Annotated in this window: 12 protein-coding genes; 2 read left to right on the top strand and 10 right to left on the bottom strand. The window is 58.9% G+C overall.

The annotated features are described in order from the left end of the window. Positions 1-111: 111 nt before the first annotated feature. Entirely contained in the window at positions 112-2,229 is a 2,118-nt protein-coding gene (locus tag JOF47_RS05595; RefSeq protein WP_209996488.1) for an acyltransferase family protein, read from the bottom strand. A gap of 189 nt (positions 2,230-2,418) precedes the next feature. Further along, complete coding sequence (ftsY, locus tag JOF47_RS05590; RefSeq protein WP_209996485.1) at positions 2,419-3,615, bottom strand: signal recognition particle-docking protein FtsY; 1,197 nt, start codon at positions 3,613-3,615, stop codon at positions 2,419-2,421. Between the two features lie 36 nt (positions 3,616-3,651). On the opposite strand from ftsY, the gene JOF47_RS05585 reads away from it, so the two are divergent. After that, a complete protein-coding gene (locus JOF47_RS05585; RefSeq protein ID WP_209996484.1) occupies positions 3,652-4,926 on the top strand; it encodes an MFS transporter in 1,275 nt (424 codons plus the stop codon). A 124-nt stretch (positions 4,927-5,050) separates the two neighbouring features. On the opposite strand, the gene JOF47_RS05580 is transcribed toward JOF47_RS05585, so the two are convergent. After that, a complete protein-coding gene (locus JOF47_RS05580) occupies positions 5,051-6,463 on the bottom strand; it encodes a glycosyltransferase family 2 protein (RefSeq protein ID WP_209996483.1) in 1,413 nt (470 codons plus the stop codon). A gap of 155 nt (positions 6,464-6,618) precedes the next feature. Continuing rightward, positions 6,619-10,194 (bottom strand): chromosome segregation protein SMC, encoded by a 3,576-nt coding sequence (gene smc / locus JOF47_RS05575; RefSeq protein ID WP_209996482.1) that lies wholly within the window; start codon positions 10,192-10,194, stop codon positions 6,619-6,621. 137 nt (positions 10,195-10,331) lie between these two features. On the opposite strand from smc, the gene JOF47_RS05570 reads away from it, so the two are divergent. Continuing rightward, entirely contained in the window at positions 10,332-11,150 is an 819-nt protein-coding gene (locus JOF47_RS05570) for a serine hydrolase domain-containing protein (protein ID WP_209996481.1), read from the top strand. Between the two features lie 27 nt (positions 11,151-11,177). Here the strand turns inward: JOF47_RS05570 and mutM are convergent, their stop codons facing one another. The 6 genes from mutM to JOF47_RS05540 form a co-directional block, all read right to left on the bottom strand. Continuing rightward, positions 11,178-12,095 (bottom strand): bifunctional DNA-formamidopyrimidine glycosylase/DNA-(apurinic or apyrimidinic site) lyase, encoded by a 918-nt coding sequence (gene mutM, locus JOF47_RS05565; protein ID WP_209996480.1) that lies wholly within the window; start codon positions 12,093-12,095, stop codon positions 11,178-11,180. A 2-nt stretch (positions 12,096-12,097) separates the two neighbouring features. Beyond that, entirely contained in the window at positions 12,098-12,793 is a 696-nt protein-coding gene (gene rnc, locus JOF47_RS05560; RefSeq protein WP_209996479.1) for a ribonuclease III, read from the bottom strand. Positions 12,794-12,802: 9 nt separating this feature from the next. Then, the gene (rpmF, locus tag JOF47_RS05555; protein WP_007273166.1) at positions 12,803-13,006 is read right to left on the bottom strand and encodes a 50S ribosomal protein L32; all 204 of its coding nucleotides are present in this window, start codon (positions 13,004-13,006) and stop codon (positions 12,803-12,805) included. 2 nt (positions 13,007-13,008) lie between these two features. Next, positions 13,009-13,572 carry a YceD family protein gene (locus JOF47_RS05550; protein ID WP_209996478.1) on the bottom strand — a complete coding sequence of 188 codons (564 nt, stop codon included), beginning with the start codon at positions 13,570-13,572 and terminating at the stop codon, positions 13,009-13,011. A gap of 184 nt (positions 13,573-13,756) precedes the next feature. Beyond that, positions 13,757-15,331 (bottom strand): Stealth CR1 domain-containing protein, encoded by a 1,575-nt coding sequence (locus JOF47_RS05545; RefSeq protein WP_209996476.1) that lies wholly within the window; start codon positions 15,329-15,331, stop codon positions 13,757-13,759. A gap of 98 nt (positions 15,332-15,429) precedes the next feature. Beyond that, positions 15,430-18,186: a stealth conserved region 3 domain-containing protein gene (locus JOF47_RS05540; protein WP_209996475.1), complete on the bottom strand. Its 2,757-nt coding sequence runs from the start codon at positions 18,184-18,186 to the stop codon at positions 15,430-15,432.

Below are 18,186 nucleotides of genomic sequence, written 5' to 3'. Positions count from 1 at the left end.
GAGATCGATGGCGAGACTTTCTCGCCTTGATCCAAGGATTCACTTCCGGTGTTTCAGGTTTTCCAGCACCTTGTTTCACCGTGGTTACGGAAAATCCGTTGACGTAAAAGGCTAGTGTCGGGAGGATTGCGAGGATGTTACGGGTGCGACTCCGAGGTCAACGGATCGGCTGGGTCCCCGAATCACCTTTTCCAGTTTCGTGGCCAGATACGGCATCAGCGTCCTCACGTATGTCGCGGTCAGGTGCGACCCATCGATATACGCAATGACGGAGCCAATGATCGCCGGGCAGATGTCGTCCCGGCAAAAGAACTCCGACATGTCGACGACCGAGGCACGCCCCTTAGCCGAGCTCCCTGCAGCATCGGCCAACGGGTCCATTGAATGCCACGATTTCGGCGTTCCCGAGCAATCGACCAGCGGCTTCCTGCTGGAGGCGATGCAATCGGGAACGTTTCGCACGGTGTTCCCGGGGTATGGGCTGTCGCGAATCACCACAATCGGGGTACCACCGGTTGTCCATTTTTGAAGATACGACTCGTACCCGGTGATCGCTTTGTCTCGCGTTGTCCCGAAGTCTTCCCCTTGGACGGGCAAAGACTGCCGGGCCGCGGCGATAATCACGTCGAACTGCCCATGCGAGGTCCGCTCAAGAACCCATTTCCCAAAAGCCACACAGCCCTCGGCGCTGGCGTCGGAGTCAAAGGCCAACTCGGAATCGGTTGGCGAGCAGCGAGACGCCAAGAACGTGGAAATCGTCCAGTCCCGCTCCTTGGCGATCTCTTGGAGCGCGGGCAGCCATTGCCCCGCATGGGAATTCCCGACCAGGGCAACCTTCGTCCTGCCATTCCCATAAGTACAGACCGGACGCCTGGCGAATTCTCCTTGGGACCAGCATTTGTCGTCGTATGCGTCCGACCTGTCCTGCTTGGCTGCAGTCGGCGCCGGGACTAAGGGCCCGGCGCCGCTATCCACACAATCATTCACCATTGATGCAGCGCCAAAACACTGAGTTCCGACGTTGTCCTTGGCTTCCAGGACCTGGCTGGCCACTTGGGCGGGTGTTTGCTCACGCTGAGCCGCCGTCCCCACGACGGCTCCGCTGATGAGGCCAATTCCGAGGGACCCGACCAAAAGAAACCTGCCGCCGGTCATGATCTTGGCACGGTCCAGTGTCCGGCGGAAATTGTCTTCGATCAACGCCTTGGTAAGGAAGGCCATGAATACTGTCGCGGCGATGATACCAAGTTTTTGCGGCCAATGAAGTGTTCCGATGACAAAAGGCATGAGCACTATCAGCGGCCAGTGCCACAGATAGATCGAGTAGGAGTGGTCCCCCAGGAACCTCGAGGTCTTCCATGCCAGCAATCGGGCGGGGGAAGTTTTGGCTTCCGTGTGGGCCCAAATGACCGCGGCCGTGCCCAGTACCGGCAATGCGGCAGCTGAACCGGGGAACGGGGTGGTTTCGTCATAGGCTGTGGCAGCATAAAGAATCGCAGCCAATCCCGCCCAGCTCATGGCGGAGGCCACGTGTGAACTTCGAAAATGTTCCGTGGCCGGAGGGATCAACGCGATAATCCCTCCCGCCGCGAACTCCCATCCACGGGTCAGCGTCGAAAAATACGCGATGCCCGGTTCGTTGCCTGTGAGATGGATCGAGTAGGCAAGTGAAAGCAGCAGGAAGCCCAAGACGCCATACCGAGGGATCAGCGCTCGCTTGGCTCCCAGCGCGGCCCCGGCGATGAAAAGCCCGCCGAGGATGAGCGGCCAAAACAAATAGAATTGTTCCTCGACGGAGAGTGACCAAAAATGCTGTACAGCCGACGGGGCGTCCTCCGAGGTCAGGTAGTCGACGCTTGATGCCGCCAAGGCCCAATTCTCGACATAGAACGCGGCAGCCACTACCTGGCCTCCCCAAGCGCGCCAGACGGTGTCGGGCGCAAGCAGCCTGATCCCGATCATGGTGACAGCCAGGACGAAAAAGGCCGCGGGCAGGAGGCGTTTTACCCTTCGCATCCAGAATGCCCAGACATCACGCGCCCTGACAGGGGGGTTCTTCACCAGATGCGTGGTGATAAGGAATCCGGAGATGACGAAGAAGGTGTCCACTCCGATGAACCCGCCGGAGAGGGCTTCAGGCCACAGGTGGTAGACGACAACCAGCACCACGGCGATAGCGCGCAATCCCTGGATATCGCCTCGAGAGACGGTCTTGGCAACATGTTTCATTGAACAGGAACATCCTTCGGGCTAGCTAGCGGTGACCGTGGGCTTCACTCCATTCGCATGCGTTCGGGATTCTCCTCATGGTACGCGCCGGACCGGGCACTAAGAATGCCCGGTGCCCGATTCCCCTTAAACGCAAAAAGTGCGGGTACCCTCCATCGAGGAATACCCGCACCCTGCCATTCCGACGGCTCAGTCGAGCAACGCGTCCACGAATGCTTCGGCATCAAACGGCGCCAAATCATCCGGGCCCTCGCCCAGACCCACAAGCTTCACCGGGACACCAAGCTGACGCTGGATTGCCACCACGATGCCGCCCTTGGCGGTGCCGTCAAGCTTTGTCAAGACAATGCCGGTGACGTTCACGACTTCGGAGAAGACCCGGGCCTGGTTCAGGCCGTTCTGGCCGGTGGTGGCATCCAGGACCAACAGCACCTCATCAACGCTGGCTTTCTTTTCAATGACCCGCTTGATCTTTCCGAGCTCGTCCATCAGCCCAACCTTGTTCTGCAAGCGGCCGGCGGTGTCGATCATGACGATGTCGACTTCCTGGTCGATACCTGCGGAAACCGCCTCGAAAGCCACAGACGCTGGATCCGCACCGTCGATGTCGGATTTCACGGTCGGGACACCCACCCGGTCGCCCCAGGTGGCCAGCTGTTCGGCGGCAGCGGCACGGAAGGTGTCGGCTGCACCAAGGAGGACGTCCTTGTCCTCGGCAACGAAGACACGGGCCAGCTTGCCAATGGTGGTGGTCTTGCCCACGCCGTTGACACCTACAACCATGATCACGTTGGGGCGGTCGGCGTGACGCGTGGGAATGAAGCTGCGGTCCATGGAAGGATCCACCAGCTTGATGAGTTCCTCGCGCAACATGTCGTGGACCCGCTGCGGGTCGCGGCTTCCTTCCACCTTGACGCGCTCACGCAGGGCGTCGACAAGTTCGAGGGTGGGTTCCGTGCCCAGATCGGCCAGGAGCAACGTCTCTTCGATCTCGTCCCAGACGTCTTCGTCGATCTTGTCCTGGCTCAGCAGGGCCAGCAGGCCCTTGCCCAGGGCGTTGTTGGATTTGGCCAGACGGGCACGCAGGCGGGCAAGACGCCCCTGGACCGGCTCCGGGACCTCCGTCGGGACGACAACCGTTTCGGGAGCTTCCTCGACGACGACGTCGACCGGCGCTTCGGTCGCAGCGGAAGGCACCGTGGCAACGGGGGCTTCCGCTGCCGTTTCGGGTGCGGTGAGAGTGGGCGCTGGGTCGTTGGCATCACGCGGGCCGGTGTACGTTCCCTTGGGCGCCTTGCGACCGCGTACAAGGAAGAATGCAGCACCAATACCGATGATGGCGACCACTGCGACTAGGACAATGATCAAAGTTAGTTGTTCAGACACCGTCCTAGCTTCTCACACACTAAACTGGTGGGACCTATGTCTACGAATGCCCCGACGCCCAGTTCCTCGGAATCGACCGATCCAACGTCGCCCGAGCAGCGCCCGTCCGTCCCCCGTGAAATCCGCGTACTGGTCGCGGCCGCCTTTGTCATTGCGCTGGGATTCGGCCTCATTGCCCCCATCCTCCCGCAGTTTGCAACGAGCTTCGATGTCGGGGCCGCGGCCGCCAGCGTCATCGTGAGCATCTTCGCATTCACCCGGCTCGTTTTTGCGCCGGTCAGCGGCAAACTCACGGACCGGCTTGGAGAACCCGCCGTCTATGTCACGGGCGTGCTGATCGTCGCGGCCTCGACGATCCTGTGTGGCTTTGCCCAGAATTACACCCAGCTACTGGTATTCCGCGGCATGGGCGGCCTTGGTTCAACCATGTTCACTGTCTCGGCCATGGCGTTGATTGCCCGATTGTCCCCCAAGGAAATCCGCGGCAGGATCGCCGGACTCTATTCGGGAGCGTTCCTTCTGGGCAACGTCGCCGGGCCGGTTCTAGGTTCCCTGATGGCGGGCATGGGATTCAGGATCCCGTTCTTCATCTACGGCGGTTCCCTCGTCGTGGCCGCAGCGATTGTCTACTTCTCGCTCTCGCATTCCCGCAAGGCACCCGAGGGCGAGCCGTCCGGAATCTCCCCTGTCATTGAACGCATCCCGCTTTCGGAAGCGTGGGGTGCCGCAACATTCAAGGCTGCCCTGGTGTCTGGATTCACCAACGGATGGATGGCATTCGGGGTCCGGATGTCCTTGATCCCCCTTTTCGCCGTTGCTGCGTTCGCCACGCAGGGAACGCTTCTGGCGGGTCTGGCCCTTGCGATCTTCGCCGTGGGCAATGGCGCGGCACTGTTTGTCGCGGGCAGGTTCACCGACGCCCATGGCCGACGCCTGCCGATCTTGATCGGGTTGACGGTGGCGTCGATTTCCACTGCGTCAATTGGGTGGGTGGACAACATCCCGTTGTTCATTGTCCTGTCAATTATGGCAGGCATTGGTACCGGCCTCATGGGCCCAGCCCAACAGGCAGCCATCGCCGACGTGGTGGGACAGGGACGCAACGGCGGCAAGGTGCTGGCAACCTTCCAAATGGCCACCGATTTTGGTTCGATCATTGGCCCCATACTGGCGGGCCTGGTTGCGGACCAAGCCGGATACGGCTGGGCCTTCACCATCAGCGGCGGTCTTGGGCTGATTGGCGTGTTGGCGTGGCTCCCGGTGAGGGAAAACCGTGGGCAGCCCAAAAACGCCCGCACCTCGGAAGGCTAGAACTCTCCGTCCGGAAAAGGACAGTCACTGACAAGCGACAGTAGCCCAGGCCAAGGCCTGGTGCACCGCCACGGGGCGGCCCTGCTCGAACGCTTTTGGCACCCTATGACGAGTTACCTGTTGGTCATTCCCTGATGGGCTGAAGACTAAAATTGCCGTACTTGGTGCGGTATGGCGTCAGGCTTCCGTTTGTGGAGAAGGCGGGGCTCGTTCCGCTCGGCGCCCGCCTTGCGCTACCTTGGATGGCCCCCGCGGCAGGCTTCAAGAAGAAGTCGATAATTTCTTCGCCTTCGGGAATGCCGGAAAGCGTTCCATCGAACTTGCCGTTTCGGGCTGATAGTGTCGCCTCGGCCAAGACTGAGGGACCTCCTCCGCGATTTCTGGCGGAGATGCAAATCGAATCGATGCCGGACGAATGCAGGGTCCCTGAAATTTGCAGTTCCCCATTTACATAGTGGGCGCTGTCGATGACCACTCGTTGTTCCAGCTGTTCTTGGACGGCAATGATGCCGAGAACGCCGTGCTTGTCCTGGTTGCGGATGAACTCCGTCTTGCCGTGGCGGATGTCGCTGAGGTTCCTGGCTGATTCATCAGTAATGAACTCATTCACGAAATTGGAGTGGGCATCCATCCATTTGTTCTGGACTTCTTCCGAATAGCGCTTGAACCGTGCAGGGGCATAGATTTTCAGCCCCTTGTTCGACCACAGAGTGAGCGTCATGGCATGGGCCAGTTCATCATCTTTTGCTTCGGCCCGAATGATCGCTGCGATCTTGGAGATTGAAGCGGTGTATGTGTAGGGATCCAACGGTTGGCTGCTGATGTTGGAACCGTCGGCGCGGGCTCGCAGGCTGTAGAGGTCCTGGTCTGCGGCGACACCGATTTTTTCCGCAAGTAGGTAGCAGGCAACCATGAACATTCCATCTTCAAGCCGGACCGGCTCTTCCGGAAAGCGAAGCCGGTTTGATTCAATCAATTCACGCGAAATCAACTTCTGCGGCGTCAAGGTGTTGATGGCCAGCAACGGTGAGATCGATGGGTTGGTCTTCGTGTACAGGCCCTTCGATACCGTCCGGCCGCCGATACCCACGACCTTCGGAAATACCACGTCGATCTTGTGTTCTGAGGCGAACTCCGACATTTGTCGCAAGGCCGATGGCGCCAACACATCATCGCTGTCGGCAAAAAAGACATATTGACCTTGGGCCAAGTCGAGGGCAACATTTCGGGGCTTGCCTGCCCACCCGCTATTTTCCTGGTGTAAAACCCGAAAATTAGGGTAACGGTTCGCATACTCGTCCAGTATTTCGCCGCTGGCATCGGTGGAACCGTCGTTTACCGCGATGACTTCAAATTGCTCAACGGGAAGATCCTGCGCCACGAGGCTATCGAGCAGCTCCCGGAGGTACACCTCGGTGTTGTAGACCGGGATGATCACGCTGACGCTGATGCCGGCGCCACCGGATTTCTCCGAGCCGACCGGGACCAATCGAGCTATTGCCCGTTTGCCCCTTGAGATCAATTTTCGTATAGCCACTCAACATCCCCAATTCGATAGCACGCAGACAAGGACGCCGGCGCAAACGTAGACCAAATGCCCACACTAGACGACCAGACTGTGAACATCGTTCGAAGTCACTGTACGTTTGGCCACATTTCGGAAGTAACTCCAGAGCGGAGACGGCAGGGGCCCTACGGGCGATCGCGCTCGATGCGCTGACTGATCACCTTTGAGACGCCGTCGCCTTGCATCGTCACGCCGTAAAGCGCATCCGCAACCTGCATGGTTCGCTTCTGGTGGGTGATGACAATCAGCTGGCTGGATTCGCGCAGCTCTTCGAAAATGGTGATCAACCGACCGAGGTTGGTGTCGTCGAGTGCCGCCTCGACCTCGTCCATGACATAGAACGGGGACGGTCGGGCCTTGAAGATGGCAACCAGCAGTGCAACGGCCGTCAGCGAGCGTTCCCCGCCGGACAACAGGGAAAGCCGCTTGATCTTCTTGCCGGCGGGCCGTGCCTCGATTTCGATTCCGGTGGTCAGCATGTTTTCCGGGTCGGTGAGCACCAGACGCCCCTCGCCACCCGGGAAGAGCCGCCCGAAGACACGCTCGAACTGCACGGCCGTGTCCTCGTAGGCTTCGGTGAACACCCGTTCAACCCGTGCGTCCACGTCCTTGATGATGTCCTGCAGATCCTTGCGGCTTTTTTTCAGGTCTTCAAGTTGAGACGTGAGGAACTTGTGGCGTTCTTCCAACGCGGCGAACTCCTCAAGCGCCAGCGGATTGACCCGGCCCAGGGTCGCCAAATCCCGTTCGGCCTGCTTGAGGCGCTTCTCCTGGTCGACCCTGTCAAAGGGGATGCCGACCGGCACGGGAACGCCCAGTCCGTCGACCTCCTGGTGAAGGGCCGCCCATTTGTCCCCGGATTCAAAGGTTTGCGGAATCAACATGTGGGGGCCGAAGTGCTCGATCAGATGGTCGCTTGTCATCCCCAGTTCTTCGATGCAACGGTTGTCCAGGGCTTCGATGCGCAGCTGTTGTTCGGCACGCGCCATTTCATCCCGGTGCACGGAGTTCGTGAGTTCGGCCAGCTCAAGGGCGACCTTGTCGGCACCGGCTCGAACCACACCCAGCCGTGATTCGAGTTCCTCGCGACGCACTTGCAGTTGCTTGTGCTCACGGTCCGCAAGTTCCAGGGAGACTTCCAGGAACGAGACGACGCGCTGGACCTGGTCGCCGACCCCGCGTGCCACATTTGCCTGCCGCTTGCGGATCTCGGCCCTGCGCTGGACCTCCAGTCGAGCCTTGCGCTCGGTTTCGGCGGTGCGCACCAATGCATCGACCCGGGCTTTCAGCCCGTTTGCGCGTTCCTCGGCGCTGCGCAGCGCCAAGCGTGCGTCGAGTTCCTTCTGGCGGCTCTGCGCGGCCGCGGCAGCCAGTTCCTGACGCTGGTCGTTTTCCGGTTCCGTTTCGTCGGTTCCGTCCTGCGCCATGGCCAGCCGATGGTTGAGCTCGTCCATCCGCTCTTGGTCGACCTCAAGCTTTTCTTGGGCAACGGCGATCTGTTGCACGAGGCGTTCGCGTTCCTCCTGGCCCTGTCGGAGCAACGATCCCAAGCTCGCCAGGCGCTCGGCCACGGCGGAAATCCTTGCGTCCGAATCGTGCAGTCGGTGAAGCGCCAGCTCCGCGGCTTCCTCGGCCTCCAACAGCTTCGCCGTCAGTTCGGCGCTCTCCAGCCGCAAGGTGTCGAGTGCGGCTTCGGCGTCACGGAGGCCTGCCTCGGTTTCCGCGATTGCTGCATGCTGCTCGATCAGCGAGGGTGCTGCGCCGGTACCGCCGCTGGCGGTTCCCAGGGTCACCACGTCTCCCCCGCGCGTGACGGCGCAGACGCCTGGGTCGGAATCCAGGAGTTCATGCGCTTCCGCCAGGTCCGCAACTATCACGGTGTCGGCAAGAAGGTGCAGGAGCGTGCCTGCCAAGGACTCGGGCGCCGAAACGACATCGACTGCCGGTCGGCCAAGCGACGGCGTTTTCACACTCCCGGCGGGGAGGCTGAGACCGGCCGTGACCAGGTGCACCCGGCCGCCGGAGGACTCCCTGAGCCCATTGAGGATCTCCAGTGAATGGCCGCGTTCGCGGACCGCCAACGCCTCGGCCGCCGGTCCCAGCGCAGCCGAAACGGCAGCCTCGAAACCGGCTTCGACCTTCAGGAAATGGGACATGCGCCCCAGCAATCCGTGGTGCTCCCCCGCCAGGATGTCTTCCGAGGCGTCCTTGCGAACGGCCCCCATCCTGAGGGCCTCCAAACGTCCATTGAGGGACCCCTGTCGAGTAACCAGGTCTTGCTCCCGAATCCGCAACGATTCCATGCTCTTGGCCAAGGATTCGTGCCGGTCGGCCGCGTGCTCGTATGCGGTGTCCAGGTCTTCCTCGCCGTCTTCGACCGTGGCAGCTTGTTGCTCGAGGGCCGTAAACTCGGTGGCGCTGGATTCGCGACGGGCAGACCAACCGTTCAGGGACTCCCTGAGGCGCCCCAGCTCCCCTTCGGTTCCCTCAACACGGCTGCGGGCTGCGGCAGCCTGCCCCGCCAGCCGGGCAAGGCCTTCACGGCGGTCGGCAAGGACGCGCAGCTGCTGGGTTAGCCGTAGTTGTTCGGCGTTCGCGGCGTCCTCGGCATCAGCTCGGGCTTCGAGCGCCTCCTCGAGCAGTTCACGTCGGAGTTCGAGGTTCTCCTCAAGTTCTTCCAGCTCTCCGTTCAAGCGTTCCGCCTGTGCTTCCAGCCGCTCCGGATCTCGTCCGGGATCGAACGTGTTGGTTTCGGATCCCAATAGGCGGGAACGCTCGGCCGCAATGGCACCAAGGGACCCGAAACGCTCACGCATCGAGGTCAAACCAAACCACAGGTCCCGTGCTCTGTTGAGCTCGGGAGTCGCGTGGGCCGCTGCTGCCTCCAACTGGGCCAGCTCGGCCCGCAATTGCTCCAAGCGCCGGTTCGCATCATGCTGGCGGGTACGTTGCGATGCCTCGTCTGCCAGTTCCTTTTCGAGGGCTCCTCGCAAGGCCACCATGTCATCGGCCATGAGCCTGGACTTCGCGTCACGGACCTCAAATTGCACGGTCTGCGCCCGTCGGGCGATCTTGGCCTGCTTGCCCAGGGGCGTGAGTTGGCGCCGGAGTTCTGCGGTGAGGTCCTCAAGACGGTTCAGGTTGCCCTGCATGGCGTCGAGTTTTCGTACCGTCTTCTCTCTACGGCGTCTGTGCTTCAACACGCCCGCAGCTTCTTCGATGAATCCACGACGGTCCTCGGGAGTTGCATGCAGGATTCGGTCGAGTTGCCCCTGACCCACAATGACGTGCATTTCACGCCCAAGCCCGGAATCGGAGAGGAGTTCCTGGATATCCAGCAGTCGGCACGAGTTGCCGTTGATGGCGTATTCCGAACCGCCGGAGCGGAAGAGCGTGCGCGAGATGGTGACTTCGGCGTAATCGATGGGCAGCGCGCCGTCGCCGTTGTCGATGGTCAGGGATACGTGGGCACGGCCCAGCGGAGCCCTGCCCGAGGTGCCGGCAAAGATCACATCTTCCATTTTGCCGCCGCGCAGGGTCTTGGCTCCCTGCTCCCCCATGACCCAGGCCAGCGCGTCCACAACGTTTGACTTACCCGACCCGTTGGGCCCAACCACTGCCGTTACGCCCGGTTCAAATTCGAAAGTCGTTGCTGAGGCAAACGACTTGAACCCACGTACTGTGAGTGTTTTCAAATGCACGTGAGGCAGTCCTACGTTCTGGGTAGCTAAAGTGGTTAGGGGGTTAGCTTCTATAGTATCGACTAGCATCCATTCCCCAGGCAGTGGCAACCCGGTAGACGGGCATTTTTATGTGTGATCCAAGGAGAAACAGTTCCATGCAAAGCCTCAAGGCAATAAATTCTTGGCCGTCGGCCCATGCCGTGACGGCTGTTGTGGCCAAAGACGGCTCCGTGCTCGGATCCCACGGTGACCTAACTCGCAGTTACGCCCTTGCATCCGTGACCAAGCTGCTCAGCTCCTATGCATTCTTGGTCGCCATTGAGGAGGGGGCTTTCGATCTGGATACCCCGGCGGGCCCCGAGGGTTCGACAGTCAAGCACCTCTTGTCCCATACCTCGGGTTACGATTTTGCCGAAAAGACGGTCCGGTTCGCACCCGGCACAAGGCGCCTCTACTCAAATGTTGGTTTTGAAGTCTTGGCAGGGACGCTGGAAGCCGCAACCGATATGACCTTCCCCGATTACCTTGCCGAAGCCGTCCTGCACCCCTTGGGCATGGCTTCGACCAGCGTGGAAGGCAGCGCCGCGGCCGACGGCGTTTCCACGGCGGCCGATCTGGTGAAGTTTGCCGCGGAACTGCAGGCTCCGACCCTTTTGGCCCCGGAAACCCATTTTGAGGCCACCCATGTGGTGTACCCGGGGTTGGCGGGAATCCTGCCCGGCTATGGCCGGCAAAAGAACAACGCGTGGGGGTTGGGCATGGAGATACGTTCGGAGAAGTCGCCGCACTGGACGGGCTCCCTGAATTCCCCTGAGACTTTTGGACATTTCGGGCAAGCCGGAACGTTCCTCTGGGTGGACCCCGCCTTGGAAACGGCGTGCGTAACATTGACTGACAAGCCGTTTGGACCGTGGGCCGTCGAAGCGTGGGCTCCGTTCAATGACCAGGTTGTTGCCGAACTTCGCGCCCGATAACCGGGTTCAAGAAACGGGTTAGCTGTTTTAGCGCGGCTTGCGTTGACAGCGGGGGCAGGTGTAGGACGACCGCCCCATGAAGGCGTCACGTCGAATTATCGAAAGTATCCCCGCGGCTTCGCAACGGTGGCAGGACTTCCCTTCACGCCCATAGGCGTTTAGGGATCTGTCGAAGTACCCCGAGGCTCCGTTGACGTTTACATAGAGTGCGTCGAAGCTGGTTCCACCTGCATCGAGCGCACGGCTCATTACATCCACAAGGGCCTCGTGCAGGCGTTGCACGTCCGGACGTCGAATCGTTGCGGTTGATCGTAAGCCGTGCAATTTGGCAGCCCAGAGCGCTTCATCCGCGTAGATGTTTCCGACGCCCGAGATGACTTCCTGGTCAAGGATGGCCCGCTTGAGCTGCGTATTGCGTTTGCGCAACGCCAAATACAGGCTTTCGGGGGTCGATGCCGTATCGAGTACGTCCCGGGCGATGTGCGATGCTGCCTCGGGGATCCAGTCAATGTCGGAGCCAAGGCCACCAGGCATATGGTCCAACGTGGGGACTAGCGGCGAGAGGAACATTCCACCAAAGATTCTTTGGTCAATGAAACGCAATTCCCGCGGCTTGGCTGCATCCGGCGTGAGACTCAAGCGTACTTTCAGGTGCTTTTCATCCGGCGCTGCGGCTTCTTCCACCAGGAGTTGGCCGCTCATGCCGAGATGCCCAACCAGTGCAGTCGGCCTGCGTGGTCCGTCAAGGAGCATCCAAAGGAATTTCCCGCGGCGCACGGCGGCGCTAATGGTTGTATCGGCCAGTTTCTTCTCGAAGTCGCTACGGCCGTCGTGGTGCCTTCGAATCGAACGGAGATCCAGGACCTGGACCGATTCGACGTTGCGGCCTACGACCCAGTCGACCAGACCACGCCGAACCACCTCTACTTCAGGTAGTTCGGGCATGGTTAGTTGGCCTTGCTGTTTTCCGGCTGAACCATTTTCCATGAAACAGCTGCCGATTCTTGCTCGGCTTCCTTTTTGGAAGGTCCTTTGCCTTCACCATACGGTTTCCCGCCGATGTGGAGAACGGCAACATAGGAACGTGCATGGTCCGGTCCGGAACCGGTAACCCGGTATTCGATGGCACCGAGTTTCCGGGCAGCCGCAATCTCTTGGATGGCGGTTTTCCAGTCGGTGCCGGCACCCAGGACTTCAACGTCCTGGAGCAACGGACCGATATGACGCATGACCATTTGGCGTGCTACTTCGATGCCATGGTTGAGGAACGTTGCACCAATCAGTGATTCCATGGTGTCAGCAAGGATCGAAGATTTGTCCTTGCCGTTTGTGAGCTTCTCACCCTGTCCAAGCAGGATGAATTCGCCTACGCCGAGCGAGCGGGCAATGCCGGCGAGTGCGCGGGTGCTCACCACTGCTGAACGACGTTTAGCCAGATCGCCCTCGGGCAAATCTGGATAGTTGTTGTAGAGATGGTCGGTCACGGCAAAGCCGAGCACCGAGTCACCCAGAAATTCAAGCCGTTCGTTGGTGGGAATTCCGCCGTGTTCGTAGGCGTATGAGCGGTGTGTGAGGGCAAGACGAAGCGTCTCGGGGTCAATATTGACCCCGAGACGCTTCAAAAGCTCTTCTGTTGAAGGCATCAGACAGACTTACGCGTCTGCGACCTTGCGACCCTTGTATTCAAGGAACAGCTCGGTGCCTGCGGAATCCGTTACAACCTTGGCCTGGTGCGGCAGGCTGTAGGTGACGCGACCATTTTCCATGGTCTTCACCAGGGTAGGCGCGGTTGCCTTCCACTGGGCGCGACGGGCGCGAGTGTTTGAGCGGGACATCTTCCTCTTAGGAACAGCCACGGCTACTTCTCTTCTCTCTCGACTGAATGTGTACTCTGTGTCGCGTCCTCTGCGACGATGTCGGTCAGCCCGGCAAGCGCTGCCCAACGAGGATCCAAGACCTCATGGTGATGCGCAGGATCCTCATTCAGGCTTTTTCCACATTCGGAGCAAAGCCCTGCACAGTCTTCCCGGCACACCGGTTGGAATGGCAGCGCGGTCACCACTGCATTCCGGAGCACAGGTTCGAGATCAATACGATCATCTACAACCTGGTACTGGTCCAACTCTTCATCTTCGTCGAACTCGTGTAAGCCCTCGTAGTAGAAAAGTTCTTGTATGTCGGCATCGAAGTCATACGCGATGGCTTCCAAGCACCGGCCACATTCACCATTGATTTCAACAGTTGCTGTACCGGACACCAGAATGCCCTCGTGCACGGCTTCAAATCTCAGATCCAGATCAATTTCTGATCCTTCACGAACACCGATGAGTGCAACACCCACTTCCGCGGGTGCAACGACCACCTCTTCAAGGGTCGTCATGTTTCCCGGGCTGCGCCCGAGATCCTTGGTTAGAAAAACCAAGGGCGAACTGCGATCGATGTCGCGTGACGACGAACGATCTGAACGCTTTTCGCTGATAATGACTCCTGTAGAACATAGACGGACATTACATCTTAACCCGACAGGCCCAAGCAGACCAAACCGAAACGATGGAGCCCCGCGTGAAACAGCTCTCCAAACCGTATCGGGATGGGCGTTGAAACCGCTAGCTTGTTTTTTCGAACCGTGATGCCACGGGCAGGAATTCTTCCAGACTCTTACGAATGAATGCATCTGTTTCGATCCGCTGCTCGTCCGTTTCATCGGTCGAGCCGTCATTGACGCAGATCGTGTCCTTGTCATGCTTCGCTATGACACGAAGCATTCGCCGGCGCCCGTCTTCGATGGCCGGGTCAATGTAGTCATATCCGATTCGGGCCGGAACAGCCGTTCCCATGGCCCCGGCGACATTGAAGTAGAAGGAGCCAGCAACGGCAACGTCCGTCTGTTCGCGGAATTGCGCCCGCCTGGTAACGGCAAACAGCTCAGGGTAGGTCTTTTCAAGGCGCTCGGTCACGCTGCGCCGCAACGGTGACGGCGTGTGAAAGAACTTGCGCGATGCAGTGTGGCTGCCCTGCACAAGCATGGCCTCGCGGGCGTTCTTTGCCGCGATGGTCGAGGCGTTGTCCTCTTCGCTGATATCGCAAAAATCAACCAGCGCGCGCGAGTAGAAGTACTTGCTGACACCGTTCCCGTGGAAGAAACGACTAGGGCTCACCGGACGACCCAGAATCATGTCGTCATTGAAGTAGAGGTAGTGCTCCGCAAGGCCCTTGATCCGGTGCAAGCAAGCCTCAATGGCGTGCGAGTTGAAGTTTGGCAGCCCCTCGGGAGTCGGCCAAATTTCTTCGTGCGAGACCACCTGGATTTTCGGGTTCTCAGTGTCTAGCCAGGCCGGCGCTTGCCCGTTGGTGACAATCCAAATCTTTCGAATCCACGGCGCGTATTGCTCGATGGACCGCAGACTGTACCGCAACTCGTCATGGTCGGCAAAGCGTGCTGCCGCCATTGCATCCTGGATGAGGGACTCCCCCGTCTGATCGGTCTGGGCCGCCGCCTTGAGCCGCTGCCACTCTTCATCCGTTCCGTCGACCCACGTATACACCGCGTCAATCGGGAAATCTACCTGGTCGGCGAGCGGACGGTTGGCCTCTTGCAGGGCCTTCTCAAAGGCTCCACGATCGGTTTTCAGATCGGGAAGCTCAGTGACACGTCCGTTCAATACACGGGATACCAGTCGTTGCCTATCCTCATCCGTTTCCCAAAATTGGATACGGACGCCTTGACGTCCATCCGAGCCGAATGAATGGTGCTTCTCATGGACGGCAACCTCGTAGAGGCTGAACCCCGACCATGACGCACCCATTTTGCCATCGCCGACACGGTAGACCGCCGCCAACGTACTGCCGTTCGGAGCGATCCTCTTGGAGTACCAATGCTGAAGTGCGTCTTCACGCGCGAGTACCGCAATAAGGCGCTCGGCATCACGGGCTTCAATTCCGTAAACGGTAGCCGCGTTGCTCTCGCTGGCAAGCGACCAATAACCGATATTTGCAGTATCCATGACGGCCGCCACCGTTGCGGCCGAAGCGTCACGCAGGTCAGGCAAACGCAGGGAATCGCTAGAGCGTGCGAGAACCGGGCTGAGACGCGTGCCGACCTTAACGAACCCGTCAGAAACAACGCCAGGACGGCTCGCAATCATATGGGAGGTAGCCGCCCGAGCGACACGTTGTTTCATTTTGAATGCTGTATTTCGGAGGCTCAAAAAACTTTCCTAACTAGATTTCCACTGGCAAATTAAGCCAATCATGGTTATGAGTATGGTGAATGGTTGTTCTAGCTGTCCTGCGCCAGATCGACCGATTCATCATGCGAAGGCATCGAAAACTTGGTTTCGAAGAACTGTCGGATCTGGCAATCCGTTTCCTCAGGATTTTCATAACCACTATTGGATTCTCCGAACGTTGCAACGTCCAGGCGCGCCGACGTCACCAGAGCCGCCAGTTGTGCTGCAGTTCCTGGACGCCCTAGACCAACGTACGTGTATCGAATTGATCCTTGGACGTATCTTTCGAGGCAGAAACCGTAATACTGGCCGAGCGACGACAGGAAGGAAACATCCTCAGCATGCCTGAATCTGTGGCTTCGGGTTGCTTCAACAACATCCCGCTGCTCATGCTCAATTTGGGCCAGCACCGATTTCCTGTGCGGGTGCGGGGTGTGCAGCATCGACTGCGAAATTTCCACGCCGAACCGTTCACGAATGATGGCCCGGTTGTTCTTGGCCGCGGCGATGTGTGGTTCGTCTTGGCCGGAAAGGTAGTTAATCTTCACCGGCGAAGGGAAGAACTTTGCCAGCCCGTTCGGCGTGAAGTAAGTTTCCGGTGATTGAAGACGCAGCATGACGGTGTCGTCATTGAAGTAGAGAAAATGCTCGGCGAGACCTAGGATCCTGTGCAGCGAAGTTTCGATTGCGTGGCTATTGAAAGTTGGCAGGCAGGACTTATCCGGGAATATCTCGCTGTGCGAAACAACCTTGATATCAGACTCGGCGGCGAGCCAAGCGGGAACCTGGTCATCGGTCACCAGGAAGATGTTTCGCACCCATGGCGCAAACCGCCGCACGCTGCGAATGGAGTAGCGAAGTTCATCACGATTCGTAAAACGAGCAGCGCTGGTTGCTTGGTCGTGGGCTTCATTGCTGACAGGCAGGTACGAAGCCTTCTTTTCCATCCATGCAGCGTCGTTGCCATCCACCCATGTGTAGACGACGTCAATCGGAAAATCGATGCTCGACCAAACATTCTCGATGGCCGCTCCTTCTTGGCCATGAGGCCCAAAGTCGGCTTGTTCCATTGAATCGACAACGCGGTTGTGCCGAGGTGCAATGTAGTGGCCAGTCTCCTCGTCGCTAGTCCAAAACTCGATATCGACTGAGGACTCCGCACCTAAGTGCACCAAGGCATGCGCATCTGTATAGCGCCCGTAAAAGCGGACTACGTTTGCCTCGCCAAGTGCGGCTGGAACCGATTCTTCGGCCGGGTGCCAGGTCCCTGAAGTAAGGCGAGTTGAATCCATGAAGAGTTCAACAGCGATTGCAGGGTCAGATATTTGGCTCAGTTGATCAATCACTGCGAGCCGATCATCCTCGGGCACGGCAACAACGTGGCGATTGGCATGGTTGCCTTCGACGGAACGAGATCTTGCGTTCGCAGCCTTCATGATTTGGTCAAGGAGGCTGCGGTTCTTGCGGAGAATCTCGCCGTAACCAAGCTCCGAAATGTCAAGAATCTTGGGGGGCGGGGTTTTGCTCGTCGACTTGACTACAGGGAGTTCGTCCGATGATTCTGCGTTGGCACTCTCTTGCACCGTATTCAGCGCACTAGCGAACCTCTCTGCATTGCGTTCGGCTCGAACCGGCAAGCGGTTGGCTTCATCCATGAGTTCCGAATAGAGGCGGTTCCACTGGGCCCCAATCCTCGAAGGAGAGTAAATACCAATTGCTGCTTTCGCTGCTTGCCCCATTTCGAACCGCAACGGGGCGTCACTCATCAGCTTGTCCAAGGCCAAAGCCAGGGATGCAACATCATTTGGCGGTACCAAGATACCCGATTTGCCGTCATCGATTAGTTCGGCCGGTCCGGTCAGGCAATCGTACGAAATCGTTGGTATTCCGGCTCCAGCAGCTTCCATAATGACCAGGGGCAACCCTTCAGAACGCGAGGTGAGTGCCAAGATACTTCCCTTTGGCCATTCGAGCTCGAGATTCTTCACAGGCGCCATAATCTGAACGGCGTGCGCGACGTTAAGCCGTACCGCTTGGTTCTTCAGAGCATCTTCGAGTGGCCCCTGACCATAAATTCTCAGGATCCAGTCGGGGTGTTGATCGCTGATTCTGCTAAATGCATCTATCAGATGTGAAAACTGCTTGCCCCCGGCGAACCGTCCGGCAGCAAAAACAACCTTCTCATCAGTTGTGCTTTGTGGCCGGAAAATGTCGGGTAGAAAGTTCGGAATCGTTTCAAGCCGAACTCCAGAATTGGCCACCTTCTCCGATAGCCAATCTTTGCTGGCGTCGGTCAACGATACGATGCAGTCGATATGGGCCGCGGCTCGTTCCAGGGGTGTGAACCCCGGACCTCTGCGCATGGTTGCGCGGTGTTCTTGGGCTACTACAACCGTCCGTTGCTTTGCAAGGCTTCCAGCCAACAAACCCAGCGCAGGCGTAGTCGTGACGATGATGTCCGAGTCAATGGTTGGAATGATCCGGCCTGCAACCACATCAGTGAGCAAACTGAATTGGTCGTCCCACTCGCGTGGAATCAAGCGAGAGGGCTTGGTCGCGTATTCCGCCGTTTCAGCTGCATCCCCAGAACCGCTGATATCCCTCAGCGATTCACCGTCGATCCAATACCGTACGGCGACGTTCTCATTGAGCGGGAAACCTGGCGCACCTGTAGTTCGATACACGCTATGTATGTCGACCTGAGCACCCGATTCGACGAGGCTGTTGGCCTGGCTGATAATCGCACGTTCGGTACCTGCGGCACTGTCAACGGTAGTCAAAAAGAAAGAGATTTTCATTTGTTTCAT

Origin of the sequence: Paeniglutamicibacter kerguelensis (assembly GCF_017876535.1) — a bacterium.
Taxonomy (GTDB): Bacteria; Actinomycetota; Actinomycetes; order Actinomycetales; family Micrococcaceae; genus Paeniglutamicibacter; species Paeniglutamicibacter kerguelensis.
The sequence above is the reverse complement of the archived record's forward strand: the minus strand, read 5'-3'. Positions and strand labels throughout refer to the sequence as shown.

Excerpts from the sequence above, each read along its gene's own strand:
- JOF47_RS05595 (WP_209996488.1), bottom strand. The coding sequence starts at position 2,229 with ATGAAACATGTTGCCAAGACCGTCTCTCGAGGCGATATCCAGGGATTG.
- JOF47_RS05585 (WP_209996484.1), top strand. The coding sequence starts at position 3,652 with ATGTCTACGAATGCCCCGACGCCCAGTTCCTCGGAATCGACCGATCCA.
- JOF47_RS05570 (WP_209996481.1), top strand. The coding sequence starts at position 10,332 with ATGCAAAGCCTCAAGGCAATAAATTCTTGGCCGTCGGCCCATGCCGTG.
- mutM (WP_209996480.1), bottom strand. The coding sequence starts at position 12,095 with ATGCCCGAACTACCTGAAGTAGAGGTGGTTCGGCGTGGTCTGGTCGAC.
- rnc (WP_209996479.1), bottom strand. The coding sequence starts at position 12,793 with ATGCCTTCAACAGAAGAGCTTTTGAAGCGTCTCGGGGTCAATATTGAC.
- JOF47_RS05545 (WP_209996476.1), bottom strand. The coding sequence starts at position 15,331 with ATGAAACAACGTGTCGCTCGGGCGGCTACCTCCCATATGATTGCGAGC.
- JOF47_RS05540 (WP_209996475.1), bottom strand. The coding sequence starts at position 18,186 with ATGAAACAAATGAAAATCTCTTTCTTTTTGACTACCGTTGACAGTGCC.